We start from the raw sequence: 17021 nt of genomic DNA on the forward strand, positions 1-17021 counted from the left end.
ACGAAAGAGGATAAACCGTGTCCCGTACTATTATGCTGATCCCTACCGGAACCAGCGTCGGCCTGACCAGCGTCAGCCTTGGCGTTATCCGTGCTATGGAACGCAAAGGCGTTCGTCTGAGCGTCTTTAAGCCAATCGCCCAGCCACGTGCCGGTGGCGATGCGCCAGACCAGACCACCACCATCGTTCGCAAGAACTCCAATCTGCCGGCGGCTGAACCGCTGAAGATGAGCCACGTTGAGTCTCTGCTGTCCAGCAACCAGAAAGACGTGCTGATGGAAGAGATCATCGCCAACTACCATGCTAACGCGCAAGACGCGGAAGTGGTGCTGGTTGAAGGTCTGGTCCCGACGCGCAAACACCAGTTTGCCCAGTCTCTGAACTTTGAAATCGCGAAAACCCTGAACGCAGAGATCGTTTTCGTGATGTCTCAGGGCACCGACACCCCAGAGCAGTTGAACGAGCGTATCGAACTGACGCGCAGCAGCTTCGGCGGCGCGAAAAACACCAACATCACCGGCGTGATCGTGAACAAGCTGAACGCACCGGTGGATGAGCAGGGCCGTACTCGCCCTGACCTGTCCGAGATCTTCGACGACTCTTCCAAAGCGAAAGTTATCAAAGTTGACCCGGCTAAGCTGCAGGGATCCAGCCCGCTTCCGGTTCTGGGCGCGGTGCCATGGAGCTTCGATCTGATTGCCACCCGTGCAATCGATATGGCGCGTCACCTGAACGCTACCATCGTTAACGAAGGCGACATCAACACCCGCCGCGTGAAGTCCGTGACCTTCTGTGCGCGCAGCATTCCGCACATGCTGGAACACTTCCGCGCAGGTTCCCTGCTGGTGACCTCCGCAGATCGTCCTGATGTGCTGGTTGCAGCCTGCCTGGCCGCGATGAACGGCGTAGAAATCGGTGCGATCCTGTTGACCGGTGCCTACGAGATGGACCCACGCGTTAGCAAGCTGTGCGAGCGCGCGTTCGCGACCGGCCTGCCGGTCTTCATGGTGAATACTAACACCTGGCAGACCTCCCTGAGCCTGCAGAGCTTCAACCTGGAAGTGCCGGTTGATGACCACGAGCGTATCGAGAAAGTTCAGGAATACGTAGCGGGCTATATCAACGCAGACTGGATCGAATCCCTGACTGCGACCTCCGAGCGCAGCCGCCGCCTGTCTCCTCCAGCATTCCGTTACCAGCTGACCGAGCTGGCGCGTAAAGCGGGCAAACGCGTTGTTCTGCCAGAAGGCGACGAACCACGCACCGTTAAAGCGGCTGCTATCTGTGCAGAGCGCGGCATCGCGACCTGCGTGCTGCTGGGTAACCCGGATGAGATCACCCGCGTTGCGGCGTCTCAGGGCGTTGAGCTGGGCGCTGGCATCGAAATCGTTGACCCGGAAGTGGTTCGCGAGAGCTACGTTGCCCGTCTGGTCGAGCTGCGTAAGAGCAAGGGCATGACCGAAGCCGTGGCGCGCGAACAGCTGGAAGACAACGTGGTGCTGGGTACGCTGATGCTGGAGCAGGACGAAGTTGACGGTCTGGTTTCCGGTGCGGTTCACACCACGGCGAACACCATCCGTCCACCGCTGCAGCTGATCAAAACCGCTCCAGGCAGCTCTCTGGTTTCTTCCGTGTTCTTCATGCTGCTGCCTGAACAGGTTTACGTTTACGGCGACTGCGCGATCAACCCGGATCCAACCGCAGAACAGCTGGCCGAAATCGCTATCCAGTCCGCGGACTCCGCGATTGCCTTCGGTATCGAACCGCGCGTAGCGATGCTCTCCTACTCCACCGGTACCTCTGGTGCTGGTAGCGACGTAGAGAAAGTGCGTGAAGCGACCCGTCTGGCGCAGGAAAAACGTCCTGACCTGATGATCGACGGCCCGCTGCAGTACGACGCCGCCGTGATGGCCGACGTTGCGAAATCCAAAGCGCCGAACTCGCCGGTTGCAGGTCGCGCTACCGTGTTCATCTTCCCGGATCTGAACACCGGTAACACCACCTATAAAGCGGTGCAGCGTTCAGCAGACCTGATCTCCATCGGGCCAATGCTGCAGGGCATGCGCAAACCTGTGAACGACCTGTCTCGTGGTGCGCTGGTTGACGATATCGTCTACACCATCGCGCTGACCGCGATCCAGTCTTCACAGCAGCAGTAATGTTAAAAAGCCCGGTGGCGCTAGCGCTTACCGGGCAACAAAAAGGCGACCACTTAACGGGTCGCCTTTTTTATTTACAGCAGCTCTCTCGCCGCCGACACAATGTCATGTGCCGTCAGGCCATACTCCTTCTGCAGGAAATCCTGCGTCCCCACCTGACCGTAACGCTCCTTGACGCCCACCCGCCGCATCGGCACCGGGCAGGTTTCCACCAGCACCTCCGCCACAGCCGATCCCAGCCCGTTGTGAATGCTGTGGTTTTCACAGGTGACGATGCGACCGGTTTTCTCGGCGTAGTTTTTCACCAGCATCCGGTCGATAGGCTTCAGGGTAAACATGTCGATGACCGCCGCGCTTACCCCCTCCTGCTCAAGCTGGCGCGCCGCTTCCAGCGCTTCTGCCACCATGATGCCGTTGGCAATCAGGGTGATATCGGTTCCTTCGCGCAGCACGTTGCCTTTACCAATGGTGAAGGTTGAGCCCGGCGCATACACGCTCGGCGCCTGCTTACGGATGGTGCGTACCCAGTAGAAGCCTTCGAGGTCGATAAGCTGGCGCAGCACGTCCTCAAACATCACCGCGTCGGTCACCTCCAGCACCACCGAATGCGCCAGACCTCGTACGATGCCCATATCCTCAAACGACATATGCGTTCCGCCGTTATGGCAGGCCGTCACGCCCGCATCCGAGGCAATCACCTTCACGTTGTTACGCTGATAGTCCAGGGACATAAACAGCTGGTCAAAGCAGCGACGGCTGGCAAACGCGGTGAAGGTGTGAACGAACGGCTTGCGTCCGGTAAGCGACAGCCCGGCTGCCGTGCCGATGACGTTGGCTTCCATAATGCCGCAGTTAATCACGTGCTGCGGATAATCGCGCGCCACGCCGTCCATCGCCATCGAGCTCATCAGATCCGCTTCAAGGGCGATAATCTCGCTTCCCGCCTCAATCTGCTTTGCCACAAAGCCCGCGTAGACCTTGCGCATCTCAACGGCGTCTTTCTCTCCTGCCGGTGCAACCTTAATCATGTGAAGCCTCCAGTTGGCGAATCGTCTCGTTGAGGGCCGCTTTACTCTCCGCGGTTAATCGCAGGTGGTGCGAGTTGCTGAGCTGTTCCAGGTACGGCACCCCCTGCCCTTTGATGCTGTCGAGGATGACGACTAACGGACGCGCGTCGGCAGCCGGGACCCGCGACGTCACCGCCAGCAGACCCGGAATGTCGTCGCCCTTCACCGTCGCCACGTCAAAGCCAAAGGCGCGGAATTTCCCCTCCAGGTCGAACGCGCTGATGATCTCGTCCAGTTCGCCGTCGAGTTGCTGTTTGTTCCAATCCACGAACACCGTCAGGTTGTTCAGGCGATGGTGGGCAATAAACTGAAACGCCTCCCAGCACTGCCCCTCGTTCAGCTCGCCGTCACCAACGATGCAGAAGACCCGATTCGGTCGCCCGGCCAGCCTGTGCGAGAGCGCCATGCCGCCCGCAATGGAGATCCCCTGCCCCAGCGAACCGGTGGTGGCGTCCACGCCGCGCGTTTTCAGGCGGTCCGGGTGGCTTGGCAGGCGCGTGCCGTTCTGGTTCAGGGTGCTCAGCTCTTCCACCGGGAAGTAGCCCTTGATCGCCAGCGTGCTGTAGAGCGCCGGGCCCGCATGACCTTTTGACAGGACAAAATAGTCTCGCTCCGGCCAGTCCGGATCCGCCGGGTCGATTTTCATCACCGCGCCGTACAGCACGGCCAGGGTTTCAACCACCGACATACTGCCACCGTAGTGCCCAAAGCCCAGCTGCGTCAGGGTTTTCAGCGTCTCAAGACGGATTTGACGCGCGAGTTCGGTTATCTCTTTCTCATTCATGATTTGGCTCCGGTGTTTTCCTGCGCGTTACCGCCCGCAGGTTTGTTTTTCGCGAAGACGTTGTACGCCACCAGCAGCGCGAACAGCGCCACGACCAGCCCGGTGATGGCGAGCGGCGAAAGGAAGCGCGCCAGGTTGCCGAGCACAATCCCGACCGCGCCAAAGTCGGCGTCCGAGAAGGTGGTGTTGGCAAAGCCAATGGCGCCCAGTACCGGCAGCAGCAGGACCGGCAGGAAGGTGATCAGCAGGCCGTTAGCAAAGGCGCCAATCATTGCCCCGCGGCGTCCGCCGGTGGCGTTACCGAACACGCCAGCGGTTGCGCCGGTGAAGAAGTGCGGCACCACACCCGGGAGGATCAGCACCCAGCTAAACTGACCGCAGATGAACAACCCTACAATCCCGCCGAGGAAGCTGAACAGGAAGCCAATCAGCACCGCGTTTGGCGCATAGGGATACACCACCGGGCAGTCCAGCGCAGGACGCGCGTTCGGCACCAGTTTCTCCGAGAAGCCGGTAAAGGCCGGAACGATTTCCGCCAGAATCAGGCGCACGCCCTGCAGGATAATGAACACGCCCGCCGCGAAGGTGATCGCCATGATGATGGCGTAGACCAGGTAGTTCTGACCGCCGCTGAAGGTGGCCTCCACGTACTCGCGCCCGGCGCTCACCGCCATGATCAGGTAGATAATCATCATGGTCAGGGAGATGGAGATCGAGCTGTCGCGCAGGAAGCTCAGGTTCTTCGGCAGGTTCATCTCTTCGGTTGAGCGGGAGCCTTTGCCGACCTTGCTGCCAATCCAGCCGGACAGCACGTAGCCCAGCGTGCCGAAGTGGCCGAAGGCAATCTCATCGTTGCCGGTAATGCGCTTCATGTAGCGCTGCGCAATCGCCGGGAAGAAAGCCATGATCAGGCCGAGGATCAGCGAGCCGGTAAAGACCAGCCCCACGCCCTCAAAGCCCGCCACCGTCAGGATCACGCCAATCATGCACGCCATATAAAACGTGTGGTGTCCGGTCAGGAAGATATACTTCAGGCGGGTAAAGCGCGCGACGATAATATTCGCCACCATGCCGAAAGCCATAATCAGCGCGGTCGCCGCACCGTATTTTTCCAGCGCAATGGACACAATGGCTTCATTGTTTGGAATAATGCCCTGAATCGTAAAGGCGTGTTCAAACATACCGCCCAAAGGATTTAATGACCCCACCAGCACCGTGGCGCCGCCGCCCAGTACAATAAAGCCGAGAATGGTTTTAATCGTTCCTTTCACCACGTCCGAAAACGCTTTCTTCTGCGCAACCAGACCAATAAGCGCAATTAAACCGACCAGCACCGAAGGGACTTTTAAAATATCAACAACGAAATTCAGCGTTTCAAGGATAAACATATCCACCTCGCCTTATCAGGGTTATTGTCTGTCGAACCAGGCGCGCAGCTGCGCTTCAAGTTCGTTGATGTCGATGATGTTGTTAATCACTACCAGCTGGCTTTCCGGCACGCTGGCACTGGCCGCAATGTCTTTTGCCATCACGAAAAGATCGGCTGCGCCCGGCGTGGCCGAGGAGAGATCGGAATGTTCAACCTCAGCCTCAATCTCCAGTTTTTTAAGCACCTTTTTAATATTCATTTCGACCATAAAACTGCTGCCCAGGCCGGAGCCGCAAATAGCCATGATTTTCATTGTTGTCCCCTTATTTTGAGTAGAGCACGCCCCATCACGCTGGCGCGTAATGTTGTGAATAATCGGATTACAGAATTAAATCAGAAGCGGTCAATAATCGTTTTAATTTCCTCCAGAGTATTCGCCTGATGCAGTTTCTCCATATCCTCGTCGCTGGAAAATAATTCTGCGAGTGCGGATATCATTTCGATATGGCTATGTTTGTCCGGTGCCGCGAGCATAATAATGACATCGACAGGGTCAAACTCACCGGCACCAAACGAGACGCCCTGTTTTAGTTTTAATAACGACAACCCCAGTCCTTTGGCGCCTTCCTCCGGCCGCGCATGCGGCATTGCTAGCCCTGGTGCCAGCACATAATAGGGTCCTAACGTGTGATGCTGCTGGATGATGGCCGTGACGTATTCAGGCTCAATCACCTGCAAATCAAGAAGCGGCTTCGCGCACAGCTCCAGCGCCTGCGGCCAGTTTTCCACGCTATCCTGCAGCGTGATGGTTGTATCATATATCCATTTTTTGAGCACTTTTCACTCCCGCTACACGCTAAAGATGAGCAAACTTTATTCAACACATCGCTGGATGACTGCGATCGCGATCACAAAGATAGCGCTACCAATCGCTAACATGCAGAAATGTGATAGCGCTATCAAATTGCAATCACGGCGCTAAATCACAGCAAAAAAAGGGATTTAAGGCGTATACTGCCTGTCACGTGAAGCGAAGGAAAAGAAGAACGCGTCTGGTCAGCAGGAAGGTGTATGTCTCTAACCCGAAAACGGCGCAGTACCGGTAAAGTGACACTCGCCGATGTCGCACAGCTTGCCGGTGTGGGCACGATGACCGTGTCCCGTGCACTCCGCACGCCCGAACAGGTTTCCGATAAACTACGAGAAAAAATTGAAGCTGCCGTGCAGGAGCTGGGTTATATGCCTAATCTTGCCGCCAGCGCGCTGGCCTCTGCGTCGTCATGGACGATCGCTATGGTGGTGCCTAATCTCTCCGAAGCCGGATGCTCGGAGATGTTCGCCGGGCTACAGCAGGTGCTACAGCCTGCCGGGTATCAGATCATGCTGGCAGAATCCCAGCATCGCCTGGAGCAGGAGGAGAAATTACTGGAGACGCTGCTGGCGTCGAATATTGCCGCCGCAATCCTGCTCAGCGTTGAACATACCGATACCGTTCGCCACTGGCTGAAAAACGCCTCTATTCCGGTGATGGAGATGGGTGCCATGCGTGCCGACCCGATCGATATGAATATCGGGATTGATAACGTAGCGGCCATGTATGAACTCACGGAAATGGTGATTAAGCGCGGCTATCAAAATATTGGCCTGCTGTGCGCCAACCAGGAGCAGTGGATTTTCCAGCAGCATCTGCAGGGCTGGTACAAAGCCATGCTTCGCCACCATATGTCGCCGAACCGGGTGATTAACGCGGCGATGCCGCCGAGCTTCTCGACCGGCGCGGCACAGCTGCCAGAATTCCTGCTGGCGTGGCCTGAGCTGGATGCGCTGGTGTGCGTCTCAGACGAGCTGGCGTGCGGGGCGCTGTACGAGTGTCAGCGCAGGCGAATCAAAGTGCCGGACGATCTGGCGGTGGTAGGTTTTGGCGATAGCGACGTGAGCCGCGTCTGTCAGCCGCCGCTGACGACGATGGCGGTGCCGCATCGTAAGATTGGAATTGAAGCCGGGAAAGCGTTGCTGGAGCGTCTGAATGACGGGGACTGGCGCGATCAAAAGCCCATCGCGTCCAGTCTGTGTCTGAGAGAGAGTTGCTGACGCTTACTCAGCCTCTTCCTCTTTCTCTGATTTGGTCAATTCGTTTTTGGCGTTGCGGGTCATCCACAGCGCCAGCGCTTTTAACGAATCCGGCGTGAACTCGTCGCAGCGCGCGGTGATCTCTTCCGGCGTCATCCAGCTGACTTCACTCACCTCTTCTTCCTGCAGAGCGAACGGCCCGTGGGAGACGCAGCTAAACAGCCCGCCCCAGACGCGGCAGTTTTCGTCTTCGAAATAGAACTGACCGTGCTCGGCAAACGGCACACCGGCGATGCCTAACTCTTCTTCTGCTTCTCGACGCGCGGAATCCAGCAGCACTTCATCAGCCTGGACAACACCGCCTGCGGTGGCATCCAGCATACCCGGGAGAAAATCTTTGGTGTCCGTGCGGCGCTGGACCAGAATTTTGCCCATCCCGTCATGCACAACGATATACGTTGCGCGGTGACGTAAACGCTCCGCACGCATTTGTTCGCGGCTGGCCTGCGCGATCACTTCATTCTCTTCGCTGACAATGTCAACCCACTCTGTACTTGCCAAATGACTCTGCTCCACCATCGGGAAACCTTCTCTTCTAAGCGCTCTTTCGGCGCGTTTGCAGTTGAGGTGTAACTTACGGATTAATCGCTACCTGCGCAATAACTTGCTGATCATTAAGTGCGATAACGCGCAGGGTATTTCCATCCAGCATGCCATAGCTCGCTGGATAACCGCCTTTCGGTATGCTGACCGATCCCGGGTTGAAGTGATAAATCTCACCGCGCTTTTCAGCAACCGGAATATGAGTATGACCGTAAACCAGGACATCGCCAGCCGCGAGGGCCGGGAGATTATCCGGGCTGAAAAGATGCCCGTGCGTCAGAAACAGGCGGCTTTGTTCCAGCAGCACCTGCTGCCATGGCGCGGTAAGGGGAAAATGCAGCAGCATCTGGTCCACTTCGCTGTCGCAGTTGCCGCGAACGGCGATGATGCGCGAGGCGTACGGGTTGAGCTTTTCCGCGACCTGCGCCGGGGCATAGCCCTGCGGCAGCGCGTTGCGCGGGCCGTGGTTGAGCACATCCCCCAGAATAACCAGCCACTGCGCGCCGCTTTGTGCAAACAGGGAAAGGACACGCTCGGTAGCGGGCAGCGATCCATGGATATCCGACGCAAACATCAGTTTCATCAGTCACTCCTCGGGAAAACAGACTGCCCCCATCATACCTGAAGCGTCAGGGCTTATCAGCCCGCGCGCTTAGCCGAGAGTGCCACATAGCGCTGCACGGAGGCGCGCTGCCACTGAAACGCGGCATAATCCACCAGCAGCTGCGGCACCTCGTCGCCGTTGAGGATCAGGCGGTTTAACATCAACGCCAGATCGGCGTCGGCAATGCACCACTCGCCGAACAGGTTCGGGTTGCCGTGGGCGAGCAGCGAGGTGGCGGTTTCAATGAGTTTTTGCGCGCTTTCGCGGCCTTCTGCGCTGAGCGCTGGCTTTTTCACGCCGGCAAACACGACGTCCGTCGAGCGTTCCACGCGAATCGGCATCAGATCGCTACGCAGCCACGCCTGGATCTGCCGCGCCCGCGCGCGTTTTTGCAGGTCGTGAGGATAGATGCGTTCCCACTCGGGCGGCGCAAACCGATCTTCCAGATATTCATCGATCGCCGACGATTCGCTCAGGGCAAAACCATCAATTTCCAGCACCGGCACGCGTCGGGTCAGGTCGTAGCCCTGCCACTGCGGTTTAAGATGTTCACCGCCGTCGAGATCGACGGTCTTCAGCGTAAAAGTAAGCCCTTTTTCGGCCAGCGCAACGTATACGCTCATAACATAGGGAGAAAAGAAATTCGCATCGGACCACAACGTGATGACGGGCTGGTTCATAACATCCTCATAGGCTGATCGGTTTTTACTCAACATATAATCTCTTTGCCCCGCTGTCACTTGATGAAAACTCACGATTTACAACAACCACCTATACTCATTTGTCATGGCACCACTCTTCGCATGGACAGGAGTTGAGAATGATCGACCTTTATTACGCCCCTACCCCAAACGGCCATAAGATCACCCTCTTTCTTGAAGAAGCCGAGCTGGATTACAGGATCATTCGCGTGGATATCAGCAAAGGCGAACAGTTCAGCCCTCTCTTTCTGGCTATCTCGCCGAATAATAAAATCCCGGCCATTATAGATAACCAGCCGGCGGACGGGGGCAGGCCGCTGAGCCTGTTTGAATCCGGTGAAATTTTGCTCTATCTGGCGGAGAAAACCGGCAAACTGCTGAGCGGCGAACTGCGCGAGCGTCACCATACCCTGCAGTGGCTCTTCTGGCAGGCGAGCGGGCTGGGGCCCATGCTGGGTCAAAATCATCACTTTACCGCATACGCCCCGCAGCCCATTCCTTACGCGATAGAGCGCTATCAGGTCGAGACGCAGCGACTCTATGACGTTCTGAACCGTCGGCTGGAGAAAACGCCGTGGCTCGGGGGCGATCATTACAGTATTGCCGACATCGCCTGCTGGCCGTGGGTGAATACGCATGAAAAACATCGAATTGACCTGGCTGCTTACCCGGCGGTGAACAACTGGTTTGAGCGCATCCGGACCCGGCCAGCCACCGAGCGGGCAATGCAAAAAATCCAGCAGATTTAACCCGCTATGAGGCTGGGTGCCTGCGAGCCTCTCATGTATTATGAGCAGGAAATACTGACACGGAGAAGACCTGCAATGTCACAGCCAGACGCCATTATTCGTATAAAAAATTTACGCTTGCGCACCTTCATCGGCATCAAAGAGGAAGAGATCGCCAACCGTCAGGATATTGTCATTAACGTGGTAATTCACTATCCCGCAGACAAAGCGCGGGCCAGCGAAGATATCAACGACGCGCTGAACTACCGCACAATAACCAAAAACATCATTCAGTACGTGGAGAATAACCGCTTCTCTCTGCTGGAAAAATTAACTCAGGATGTGCTCGATATCGCACGCGAACATCACTGGGTCACTTATGCTGAAGTTGAGATCGATAAACTTCACGCCCTGCGCTACGCCGATTCCGTCTCCATGACGCTAAGCTGGCGACGCCAGGCGTAATCCTGGAGGTTGTATGAAGATTTTGCTGACCGGCGGCACGGGCCTTATTGGTCGTCACCTCATTGCGCGTCTGCAGGCCCTGCATCACGACATCACCGTGGTCACGCGCAGCCCGGAGAAAGCGCGCCAGGTGCTGGGGGCGGGTGTCGATATCTGGAAAAATCTGGCCGAGCAGCAAAATCTGGACGGCTTCGACGCCGTCATTAACCTCGCGGGTGAACCCATCGCCGATAAGCGCTGGACGGAAGAGCAAAAACAGCTGTTATGCAGCAGCCGGTGGAACATTACCGAAAAGCTGGTCGAGCTGATCCGCAATAGCCACACGCCGCCTTCGGTACTGATTTCAGGTTCAGCGGTAGGCTATTACGGCGATCTCGGCGAGGTGGTAGTGACCGAGGAAGAGCCGCCGCATAATGAGTTTACCCATAAGCTCTGCGCCCAGTGGGAGCGTATCGCCTGCGCGGCACAGAGCGATCGCACCCGCGTCTGCCTGTTGCGGACCGGCGTCGTGCTTGCGCCGAAGGGCGGCATTCTGGCGAAGATGCTTCCCCCTTTCCGGCTCGGGCTCGGCGGCCCCATCGGCAATGGTCGTCAGTACCTGGCGTGGATCCATATCGACGATATGGTCAACGGGATTCTCTGGCTTCTGGATAACGACCTGCGCGGGCCGTTTAACATGGTTGCTCCCTATCCGGTGCGTAACGAACAGTTTGCCCACGCGCTGGGGCATGCCCTGCACCGCCCGGCGATATTACGCGTGCCTGCCACGGTGATTCGCCTGATGATGGGTGAAGCGTCTGTATTGGTATTAGGCGGACAGCGAGCGCTGCCAAAACGGCTGGAAGCGGCCGGCTTTGCGTTCCGCTGGTACGAATTAGAAGAGGCGCTGGGGGATGTGGTGCGGTGAATATGTTACAGTGACAGGCCATGTTCCGAAGATATGGCGTAACAATGGCAACGATAACCACTCCCCGGCTTCACCTCACACCTTTCGAACCCACTGACTGGGCCTTCTTCCGCTCGCTGCGAGAAGATCGCCGCATCATGCGCTACATGGCCGCCATCGCGCCGGAAAAAGAGACCCGCCGCGTGTTTGCTGCACGCCTGATGGCGGAGCATGTCTTCGTGATCCGCTCTCTTGAGGACGATACGCCGCTTGGCGATATCGGCCTGCAAATCAGCCCTGAGAATCGTGAAGAGGCCGATATCGGCTATACGGTTGTGCCTGCCGCGCAGGGGAAAGGTATCGCCAGCGAGGCGCTGCGCGCGGTGTGTGATTACGCGTTTAACCAGACCGGCGTGAAGGCGATTAACGCGTACGTGCTGGCAGATAACGGCGGTTCGGTGCGGGTGCTGGAGAAAGCCGGGTTTGTGCGCACGCAGGTGCTGGAAAAGGCGTATGAAATTGACGGCGTGCGCTATGACGACTGGGTGTATCGGCTGGAGTGCGGTGCGGCTTGATGCCCTCTCCCACAGGAAGAGGGGGAAAGTTAAAACCTACTTCAACGACCCTTTCAGGAACTGCTGCAGGCGCGGGCTTTGCGGGTTCGCCAGCACCTCGTCCGGGTGTCCCTGCTCTTCAATTTTCCCCTGATGCAGGAAAATCACGTGGTTCGAGACGTTACGGGCGAAGCCCATCTCGTGCGTCACCACCACCATCGTTTTGCCCTCTTCGGCCAGCTTCTGCATGATGCGCAGCACTTCGCCGACGAGTTCAGGGTCCAGCGCGGAAGTCGGTTCGTCGAACAGCAGCACTTCTGGCTCCATCGCCAGCGCGCGGGCGATAGAGACGCGCTGCTGCTGACCGCCGGAGAGATGCACCGGATATTTCATCTGCTGGCGCTCGTCGATACCCACTTTCGCCAGGTATTTCACCGCGCGCTCGCGGGCTTCCTGCTTGCTCAGGCCCAGCACCTGAATCGGCGCTTCCATCACGTTCTCCAGCACCGTCATGTGGCTCCAGAGGTTGAAGTGCTGGAACACCATCGTCAGGCGCGTACGCAGCAGGCGCAGCTGGTGCTTATCCGCGACCTTCAGCTGGCCGTCTTTGTCACGGACCAGGTTAATATTCTGCCCGCTCACCACAATCGAGCCTTCGCTCGGCTTTTCGAGGAAGTTAATGCAGCGCAGGAAGGTACTTTTACCCGAGCCGGATGAGCCGATGATACTGATTACATCGCCCGCATTCGCCTGCAGCGACACCCCTTTCAGCACTTCATGTTCGCCGTAGCGTTTGTGCAAATCAATAACGTTTAATTTGTTCTCAGCCATCATCTTTCTCAGTGCGTCGAAGAAGGTTTTATATGCTGCAACCAGCGTTTTTCAGCCTTACGGAACAGGCTAATCAGAACATAAGAGATAATTAAATAGAGCACCGCCGCAATGCCAAACGCGGTAAACGGCTGATAGGTCGCGGAGTTAATATCGCGCGCGATTTTGAGCAGATCCGGCACCGTCGCGGTAAAGGCGAGCGCGGTGGAGTGCAGCATCAAAATCACTTCGTTACTGTACGCCGGTAACGCGATACGCAGCGCCGACGGCAGAATAATGCAGCGATAAAGTTTCACCGAGGAAAAGCCGTACGCGCGCGCCGCTTCAATCTCGCCGTAAGGAACAGAGCGAATTGCCCCGGCGAAAATCTCGGTGGTGTAGGCGCAGGTGTTGAGCGTCAACGCCAGCACCGTACAGTTCAGACCGCTGCGGAAGAACGCGTTCAGTATCTCAGTGCCTTTTACGATCTCAAGCGTATACATCCCCGAATAGAACACCAGCAGCTGCACGTACAGCGGCGTACCGCGAAACACGTAGGTGAACAGCCAGATCGGGAACTGGATAAATTTATTGTTCGACACGCGGCCAATGGCAAGAAACACCGCCAGAATACCGCCCATCACCACGGAGGAGATCAGCAGCCAGAGGGTAATCGCCACGCCGGTAAAGCGGTAGCCATCCGTCCACAGCAGCGATTTCCAGTATTCCTGAATAATCTCAATCACAGGTCAGCCCTCTTCACACCCACGGAGTAGCGACGCTCGAGCAGAAGCAGCACACCATTGGAGGCGGTCGTAAAGACCAGATAAATCACGCCGCAGACCACCGCAAAGTAGAACGGCTCCCAGGTACTCTTACCCGCCAGCTGAGTCGCTTTCACGACGTCTTCCAGGCCGAGCAGCGAGACCAGCGCTGTCGCTTTGAGGATAACCTGCCAGTTGTTGCCGATACCCGGCAGCGCATAGCGCATCATGGCCGGGAACATAATCCGACGAAACGTTTGTGAAGAGGTAAAACCAAATGCGGTTGCCGCCTCAATGTGGCCTTTCGGCACGGCCATGTAGGCACCGCGGAAGGTTTCGGTGAAGTAGGCACCGTAGATAAAACCGAGGGTAATAATACCGGCCACCATCGGGTCGATATCAATTTGTCCCATGCCCATCGCGTCCGTTACGCTGTTCAGCGCAATCTGCAGACCGTAAAAGATAAGCAGCATTAGCACCAGATCGGGAACGCCGCGAATAAGCGTGGTGTAGCCTTCAAATATGAGCGCCAGCGGTTTGTTAGCTGAAAGCTTCGCCCCTGCGCCTGCCAGACCTATCAGCACCGCCAGCACCACGGAGCTGATAGCCAGCTCAAGGGTGACAAGCGCGCCCTGTAAAATAACGCCAGAAAATCCGTACAGCATACCGCGAGCCCTGTCGTATCGTGAGTGGTGGAACCGTGTCTTTTCCCCTCCCGCAGCGGGAGGGGCCGCACGTTATATGACGGGGCGATTAGCCACCGTAAACATTAAAATCAAAGTACTTTTTCGCCAGCTTGTCGTAGGTACCGTCAGCGCGCATTTCTGCGAACGCTTTGTTCAGCGCCTCACGCAGCTCGTTGTCTTCTTTGCGCAGGCCCATGCCGGTGCCCACACCAAACAACTTCACGTCCTTAATTGACGGGCCGCCAAACTTGTAATCTTTACCCACCGGCGTTTTCAGGAAGCCTTCGCTTGCCGCGACTTCATCCTGGAATGCCGCATCAATTCGGCCTGCCGTCAGGTCAGCGTAGATATTTTCCTGGCCCTGATAGGAGACGATTTCAATCCCCTTCGGTGCCCAGTGTTCGTTGCCGTAGGTTTCCTGCGTGGTGCCCTGCAGCACGCCGACGCGTTTGCCTTTCAGCGACTCCAGCGTTGGCTGAATGTCAGAAGCTTTAGCCACTACAAGACGAGAATCGGCCGCGTAGAGTTTGTCGGTGAAGGCAATCTCCTGCTGGCGTTTTTCGGTGATGGAGAGTGAGGACATGATCACGTCGATTTTTTTCGCTTTCAGGGACGGGATCAGCGCATCCAGCGGGTTCTCAACGTAGGTACACTGTGCTTTGATGCGTTTGCACAGCTCATTGGCCAGATCGATGTCAAAACCGACCAGTTCACCCTTTGAATTCTTCGATTCGAACGGCGCATAGGTTGGATCGGTACCAATTCGGATTTTCTGCGGAATGGCTGCGAATGCCGCGGTGGCGCTGGAAAAGGCCAGTACCAGAGATAGTGACAACACGAGTTTTTTCATATTTATCCTCAACAAACTGTCTTCATACGGGATTTTTACGACGACGGGCTGGTGCTAATGTGCCATTAATCCCCTCTGTCAGGCAAAGACTAATGCCCTTCAGGCGGGAATTTTTGCATTATAAATGCGTAAGTATGCACAAAGCGATCCAATACGGTGCAACACATGCACCGTACTGGGTCAACCGCTCCCGTAACGCATCTTTTCGGTGCGTTAGCGTCAGGTATTATTCACCGTATATGTTGAAGTCGAAGTATTTCTTCGCCAGTTTGTCGTAAGTACCGTCTTTACGCAGCTCTGCAAAGGCTTTGTCGAAGGCGGCTTTCAGCTCGGTATCATCCTTGCGCAGGCCAATACCGGTGCCGTCACCAAAGTATTTTTTGTCTTTTACCGACGGGCCAGCAAATGCATAGTCTTTACCCGCAGGCTGTTTCAGGAAGCCTTCGCTCGCGGCGACTTCATCCTGGAATGCCGCATCCAGACGGCCTGCGGCCAGGTCAGAGTAAATCAGATCCTGGTTCTGGTAAGCCACCACGTCTACGCCCTTCTCACGCCAGGTCGCATTGGCATAACCTTCCTGCGTCGATCCCTGAAGCACGCCGACGTGTTTGCCTTTCAGCGAGTCGATGGTGGGCTTAATCGGGGAACCTTTCGCGGCAATCAGACGCGAATCCGCAGCGTAGAGCTTGTCAGAGAAGGCAATCTCCTGCTGGCGTTTTTCAGTGATGGAGAGAGAAGAGATAATGGCATCGATTTTCTTGGCTTTCAGCGACGGGATTAACGCGTCAAAGTCGCTGCCCACCCATGTGCATTTCACCGCAATGCGTTTGCACATTTCATTTCCCAGATCGATATCAAACCCCACGAAATCGCCTTTCGCATCCTTGGAAGAGAATGGCGCGTAGGTTGCGTCTGTACCGATACGAACCGTCTGTGGAAGCGCTGCGTAGCTACCTGCCGCCGCACTTAACCCCACGAGCAAAGACAGAGCCAGAACCGTCTTCTTCATACATTTACCCTCAAGTACCGTGATTTTATTATGTATTGTGTTGTGTGTTGTGTTGCAGGCTTCATCTTGCAGGTCTTATGCCACATTGCCGTCTGGTCGAAACTTCGACGTTAAATATGTTAATAAAACGTTGCGATATTGCCTTAATGGTGAAAGATAGCAGGTCTGCCGAACGAACCGGAAAGAGAAAAAGGGAAAAAACGAATTAAATGTCGAGGATATGATCGCCGTTGCATAATTGCCCTGAAACAGGGCAACGTCTCTTTTCATGCACTCTGTTTGTGCACAGAATCAGGCCCCTTGCCAGCGGGTGAAGAGATCTTCAGGCAGGTCGATGTCAAACTGATCCAGCACGCGGTTGACGGTCTGATTGATCACGTCGTCCAGCGAGGTCGGGCGATGATAAAACGCCGGTACCGGCGGCATGATGATGGCCCCAAGCTCAGCGGCCTGGGTCATTAAACGCAGATGGCCGAGGTGCAGCGGCGTTTCCCGCACGCAGAGCACCAGAGGACGCCGCTCCTTCAGCACCACATCCGCCGCGCGCGTTACCAGGGTGTCGGTATAGCTGTTCACAATGCCGGAGAGCGTTTTAATGGAACAGGGCAGGATAACCATGCCGGCCGTTTTAAACGAGCCTGAGGAGATGCTGGCGGCGATATCACGGGCATCGTGAACCACGTCCGCCAGTGCCTGGACATCGCGCAGGGAGAGTTCGGTTTCCAGAGAGAGGGTCTGCCGCGCCGCCTGGCTCATCACCAGATGGGTCTCGACTTCCGCCACGTTACGTAGAACCTGTAACAGACGTACGCCGTAAATCGCGCCGCTGGCGCCGCTGAGCCCAACAATGAGTCGTTTCATGATTTTCGCCCTTACTGATTTCAGGGCAGACTGTGCAGGATTTTGCGGGGA

General features: G+C 56.5%; 20 protein-coding genes. 6 read left to right on the top strand and 14 right to left on the bottom strand.

From position 1 onward, the window contains the following. The first annotated feature begins 17 nt into the window (after positions 1 to 17). Positions 18 to 2159 (top strand): phosphate acetyltransferase, encoded by a 2142-nt coding sequence (gene pta / locus LA04_RS17665; RefSeq protein WP_047652569.1) that lies wholly within the window; start codon positions 18 to 20, stop codon positions 2157 to 2159. A gap of 74 nt (positions 2160 to 2233) precedes the next feature. Here pta and LA04_RS17670 read toward each other — a convergent pair whose 3' ends face one another. From LA04_RS17670 to LA04_RS17690, 5 genes are all read right to left on the bottom strand, one after another. After that, positions 2234 to 3187: a transketolase family protein gene (locus LA04_RS17670; protein ID WP_023312546.1), complete on the bottom strand. Its 954-nt coding sequence runs from the start codon at positions 3185 to 3187 to the stop codon at positions 2234 to 2236. After that, positions 3180 to 4010, bottom strand: a complete 831-nt coding sequence (locus LA04_RS17675; protein WP_047652570.1) for a transketolase — start codon at positions 4008 to 4010, stop codon at positions 3180 to 3182. Before LA04_RS17675 ends, LA04_RS17670 begins: the two co-directional genes overlap by 8 nt. Beyond that, complete coding sequence (locus LA04_RS17680) at positions 4007 to 5398, bottom strand: PTS ascorbate transporter subunit IIC (protein ID WP_023312548.1); 1392 nt, start codon at positions 5396 to 5398, stop codon at positions 4007 to 4009. The genes LA04_RS17675 and LA04_RS17680 overlap by 4 nt, the downstream gene beginning before the upstream one ends. A 21-nt stretch (positions 5399 to 5419) precedes the next feature. Then, on the bottom strand, positions 5420 to 5692 hold the full coding sequence (locus LA04_RS17685; protein WP_023336413.1) for a PTS sugar transporter subunit IIB: 273 nt from the start codon (positions 5690 to 5692) through the stop codon (positions 5420 to 5422). Positions 5693 to 5772: 80 nt separating this feature from the next. Beyond that, entirely contained in the window at positions 5773 to 6216 is a 444-nt protein-coding gene (locus LA04_RS17690; RefSeq protein ID WP_047060619.1) for a PTS sugar transporter subunit IIA, read from the bottom strand. 234 nt (positions 6217 to 6450) lie between these two features. Here LA04_RS17690 and LA04_RS17695 point away from each other — a divergent pair, with 234 nt between their 5' ends. Beyond that, positions 6451 to 7470 (top strand): LacI family DNA-binding transcriptional regulator, encoded by a 1020-nt coding sequence (locus tag LA04_RS17695; RefSeq protein ID WP_029741925.1) that lies wholly within the window; start codon positions 6451 to 6453, stop codon positions 7468 to 7470. Between the two features lie 3 nt (positions 7471 to 7473). On the opposite strand, the gene yfcD is transcribed toward LA04_RS17695, so the two are convergent. Genes yfcD through yfcF form a run of 3 tightly spaced genes read right to left on the bottom strand, consistent with a single transcriptional unit; the run spans position 7474 to position 9336 of the window. Further along, positions 7474 to 8028 (bottom strand): NUDIX hydrolase YfcD, encoded by a 555-nt coding sequence (yfcD, locus tag LA04_RS17700; protein ID WP_047652571.1) that lies wholly within the window; start codon positions 8026 to 8028, stop codon positions 7474 to 7476. A 55-nt stretch (positions 8029 to 8083) separates the two neighbouring features. Beyond that, positions 8084 to 8635 (bottom strand): phosphodiesterase, encoded by a 552-nt coding sequence (yfcE, locus tag LA04_RS17705; RefSeq protein ID WP_047652572.1) that lies wholly within the window; start codon positions 8633 to 8635, stop codon positions 8084 to 8086. Positions 8636 to 8691: 56 nt separating this feature from the next. Then, on the bottom strand, positions 8692 to 9336 hold the full coding sequence (yfcF, locus tag LA04_RS17710) for a glutathione transferase (protein ID WP_047652573.1): 645 nt from the start codon (positions 9334 to 9336) through the stop codon (positions 8692 to 8694). Positions 9337 to 9476: 140 nt separating this feature from the next. Between yfcF and yfcG the strand changes: the two genes are divergently transcribed. The 4 genes from yfcG (at position 9477) to LA04_RS17730 (ending at position 12011) form a co-directional block, all read left to right on the top strand. Next, positions 9477 to 10106, top strand: coding sequence for a GSH-dependent disulfide bond oxidoreductase (gene yfcG, locus LA04_RS17715; RefSeq protein ID WP_008502585.1), 630 nt, complete (start codon positions 9477 to 9479; stop codon positions 10104 to 10106). A 75-nt stretch (positions 10107 to 10181) separates the two neighbouring features. Next, positions 10182 to 10550, top strand: coding sequence for a dihydroneopterin triphosphate 2'-epimerase (gene folX, locus LA04_RS17720; RefSeq protein WP_023312555.1), 369 nt, complete (start codon positions 10182 to 10184; stop codon positions 10548 to 10550). A gap of 13 nt (positions 10551 to 10563) precedes the next feature. After that, positions 10564 to 11457, top strand: coding sequence for a TIGR01777 family oxidoreductase (locus tag LA04_RS17725; protein ID WP_047652574.1), 894 nt, complete (start codon positions 10564 to 10566; stop codon positions 11455 to 11457). 44 nt (positions 11458 to 11501) lie between these two features. Next, entirely contained in the window at positions 11502 to 12011 is a 510-nt protein-coding gene (locus tag LA04_RS17730) for a GNAT family N-acetyltransferase (protein ID WP_047652575.1), read from the top strand. A gap of 36 nt (positions 12012 to 12047) precedes the next feature. Here the strand turns inward: LA04_RS17730 and hisP are convergent, their stop codons facing one another. The 6 genes from hisP to LA04_RS17760 form a co-directional block, all read right to left on the bottom strand. Then, a complete protein-coding gene (hisP, locus tag LA04_RS17735) occupies positions 12048 to 12821 on the bottom strand; it encodes a histidine ABC transporter ATP-binding protein HisP (protein WP_023312558.1) in 774 nt (257 codons plus the stop codon). Positions 12822 to 12829: 8 nt separating this feature from the next. Beyond that, positions 12830 to 13546, bottom strand: a complete 717-nt coding sequence (locus LA04_RS17740) for an ABC transporter permease (protein ID WP_047652576.1) — start codon at positions 13544 to 13546, stop codon at positions 12830 to 12832. After that, entirely contained in the window at positions 13543 to 14229 is a 687-nt protein-coding gene (locus LA04_RS17745) for a histidine ABC transporter permease HisQ (protein WP_023336422.1), read from the bottom strand. Before LA04_RS17745 ends, LA04_RS17740 begins: the two co-directional genes overlap by 4 nt. An 88-nt stretch (positions 14230 to 14317) precedes the next feature. Then, positions 14318 to 15100, bottom strand: a complete 783-nt coding sequence (gene hisJ, locus LA04_RS17750; protein ID WP_023336423.1) for a histidine ABC transporter substrate-binding protein HisJ — start codon at positions 15098 to 15100, stop codon at positions 14318 to 14320. A 226-nt stretch (positions 15101 to 15326) separates the two neighbouring features. After that, complete coding sequence (argT, locus tag LA04_RS17755; protein ID WP_047652577.1) at positions 15327 to 16109, bottom strand: lysine/arginine/ornithine ABC transporter substrate-binding protein ArgT; 783 nt, start codon at positions 16107 to 16109, stop codon at positions 15327 to 15329. 291 nt (positions 16110 to 16400) lie between these two features. Next, positions 16401 to 16970, bottom strand: coding sequence for a UbiX family flavin prenyltransferase (locus tag LA04_RS17760; protein ID WP_047652578.1), 570 nt, complete (start codon positions 16968 to 16970; stop codon positions 16401 to 16403). Between the last annotated feature and the right edge of the window lie 51 nt (positions 16971 to 17021).

The organism is Enterobacter sp. UCD-UG_FMILLET, assembly GCF_000762975.1.
Taxonomy (GTDB): domain Bacteria; phylum Pseudomonadota; class Gammaproteobacteria; order Enterobacterales; family Enterobacteriaceae; genus Enterobacter; species Enterobacter dykesii.

Bases quoted from the DNA above. Each gene is read 5' to 3' on its own strand.
- LA04_RS17745 (WP_023336422.1), bottom strand. From the start codon at position 14,229: ATGCTGTACGGATTTTCTGGCGTTATTTTACAGGGCGCGCTTGTCACC.
- yfcG (WP_008502585.1), top strand. From the start codon at position 9,477: ATGATCGACCTTTATTACGCCCCTACCCCAAACGGCCATAAGATCACC.
- LA04_RS17760 (WP_047652578.1), bottom strand. From the start codon at position 16,970: ATGAAACGACTCATTGTTGGGCTCAGCGGCGCCAGCGGCGCGATTTAC.
- argT (WP_047652577.1), bottom strand. From the start codon at position 16,109: ATGAAGAAGACGGTTCTGGCTCTGTCTTTGCTCGTGGGGTTAAGTGCG.
- yfcD (WP_047652571.1), bottom strand. From the start codon at position 8,028: ATGGTGGAGCAGAGTCATTTGGCAAGTACAGAGTGGGTTGACATTGTC.
- hisJ (WP_023336423.1), bottom strand. From the start codon at position 15,100: ATGAAAAAACTCGTGTTGTCACTATCTCTGGTACTGGCCTTTTCCAGC.
- folX (WP_023312555.1), top strand. From the start codon at position 10,182: ATGTCACAGCCAGACGCCATTATTCGTATAAAAAATTTACGCTTGCGC.
- LA04_RS17730 (WP_047652575.1), top strand. From the start codon at position 11,502: ATGGCAACGATAACCACTCCCCGGCTTCACCTCACACCTTTCGAACCC.
- LA04_RS17725 (WP_047652574.1), top strand. From the start codon at position 10,564: ATGAAGATTTTGCTGACCGGCGGCACGGGCCTTATTGGTCGTCACCTC.
- yfcF (WP_047652573.1), bottom strand. From the start codon at position 9,336: ATGAACCAGCCCGTCATCACGTTGTGGTCCGATGCGAATTTCTTTTCT.
- LA04_RS17675 (WP_047652570.1), bottom strand. From the start codon at position 4,010: ATGAATGAGAAAGAGATAACCGAACTCGCGCGTCAAATCCGTCTTGAG.
- LA04_RS17685 (WP_023336413.1), bottom strand. From the start codon at position 5,692: ATGAAAATCATGGCTATTTGCGGCTCCGGCCTGGGCAGCAGTTTTATG.
- hisP (WP_023312558.1), bottom strand. From the start codon at position 12,821: ATGGCTGAGAACAAATTAAACGTTATTGATTTGCACAAACGCTACGGC.
- yfcE (WP_047652572.1), bottom strand. From the start codon at position 8,635: ATGAAACTGATGTTTGCGTCGGATATCCATGGATCGCTGCCCGCTACC.
- LA04_RS17670 (WP_023312546.1), bottom strand. From the start codon at position 3,187: ATGATTAAGGTTGCACCGGCAGGAGAGAAAGACGCCGTTGAGATGCGC.
- LA04_RS17680 (WP_023312548.1), bottom strand. From the start codon at position 5,398: ATGTTTATCCTTGAAACGCTGAATTTCGTTGTTGATATTTTAAAAGTC.
- LA04_RS17695 (WP_029741925.1), top strand. From the start codon at position 6,451: ATGTCTCTAACCCGAAAACGGCGCAGTACCGGTAAAGTGACACTCGCC.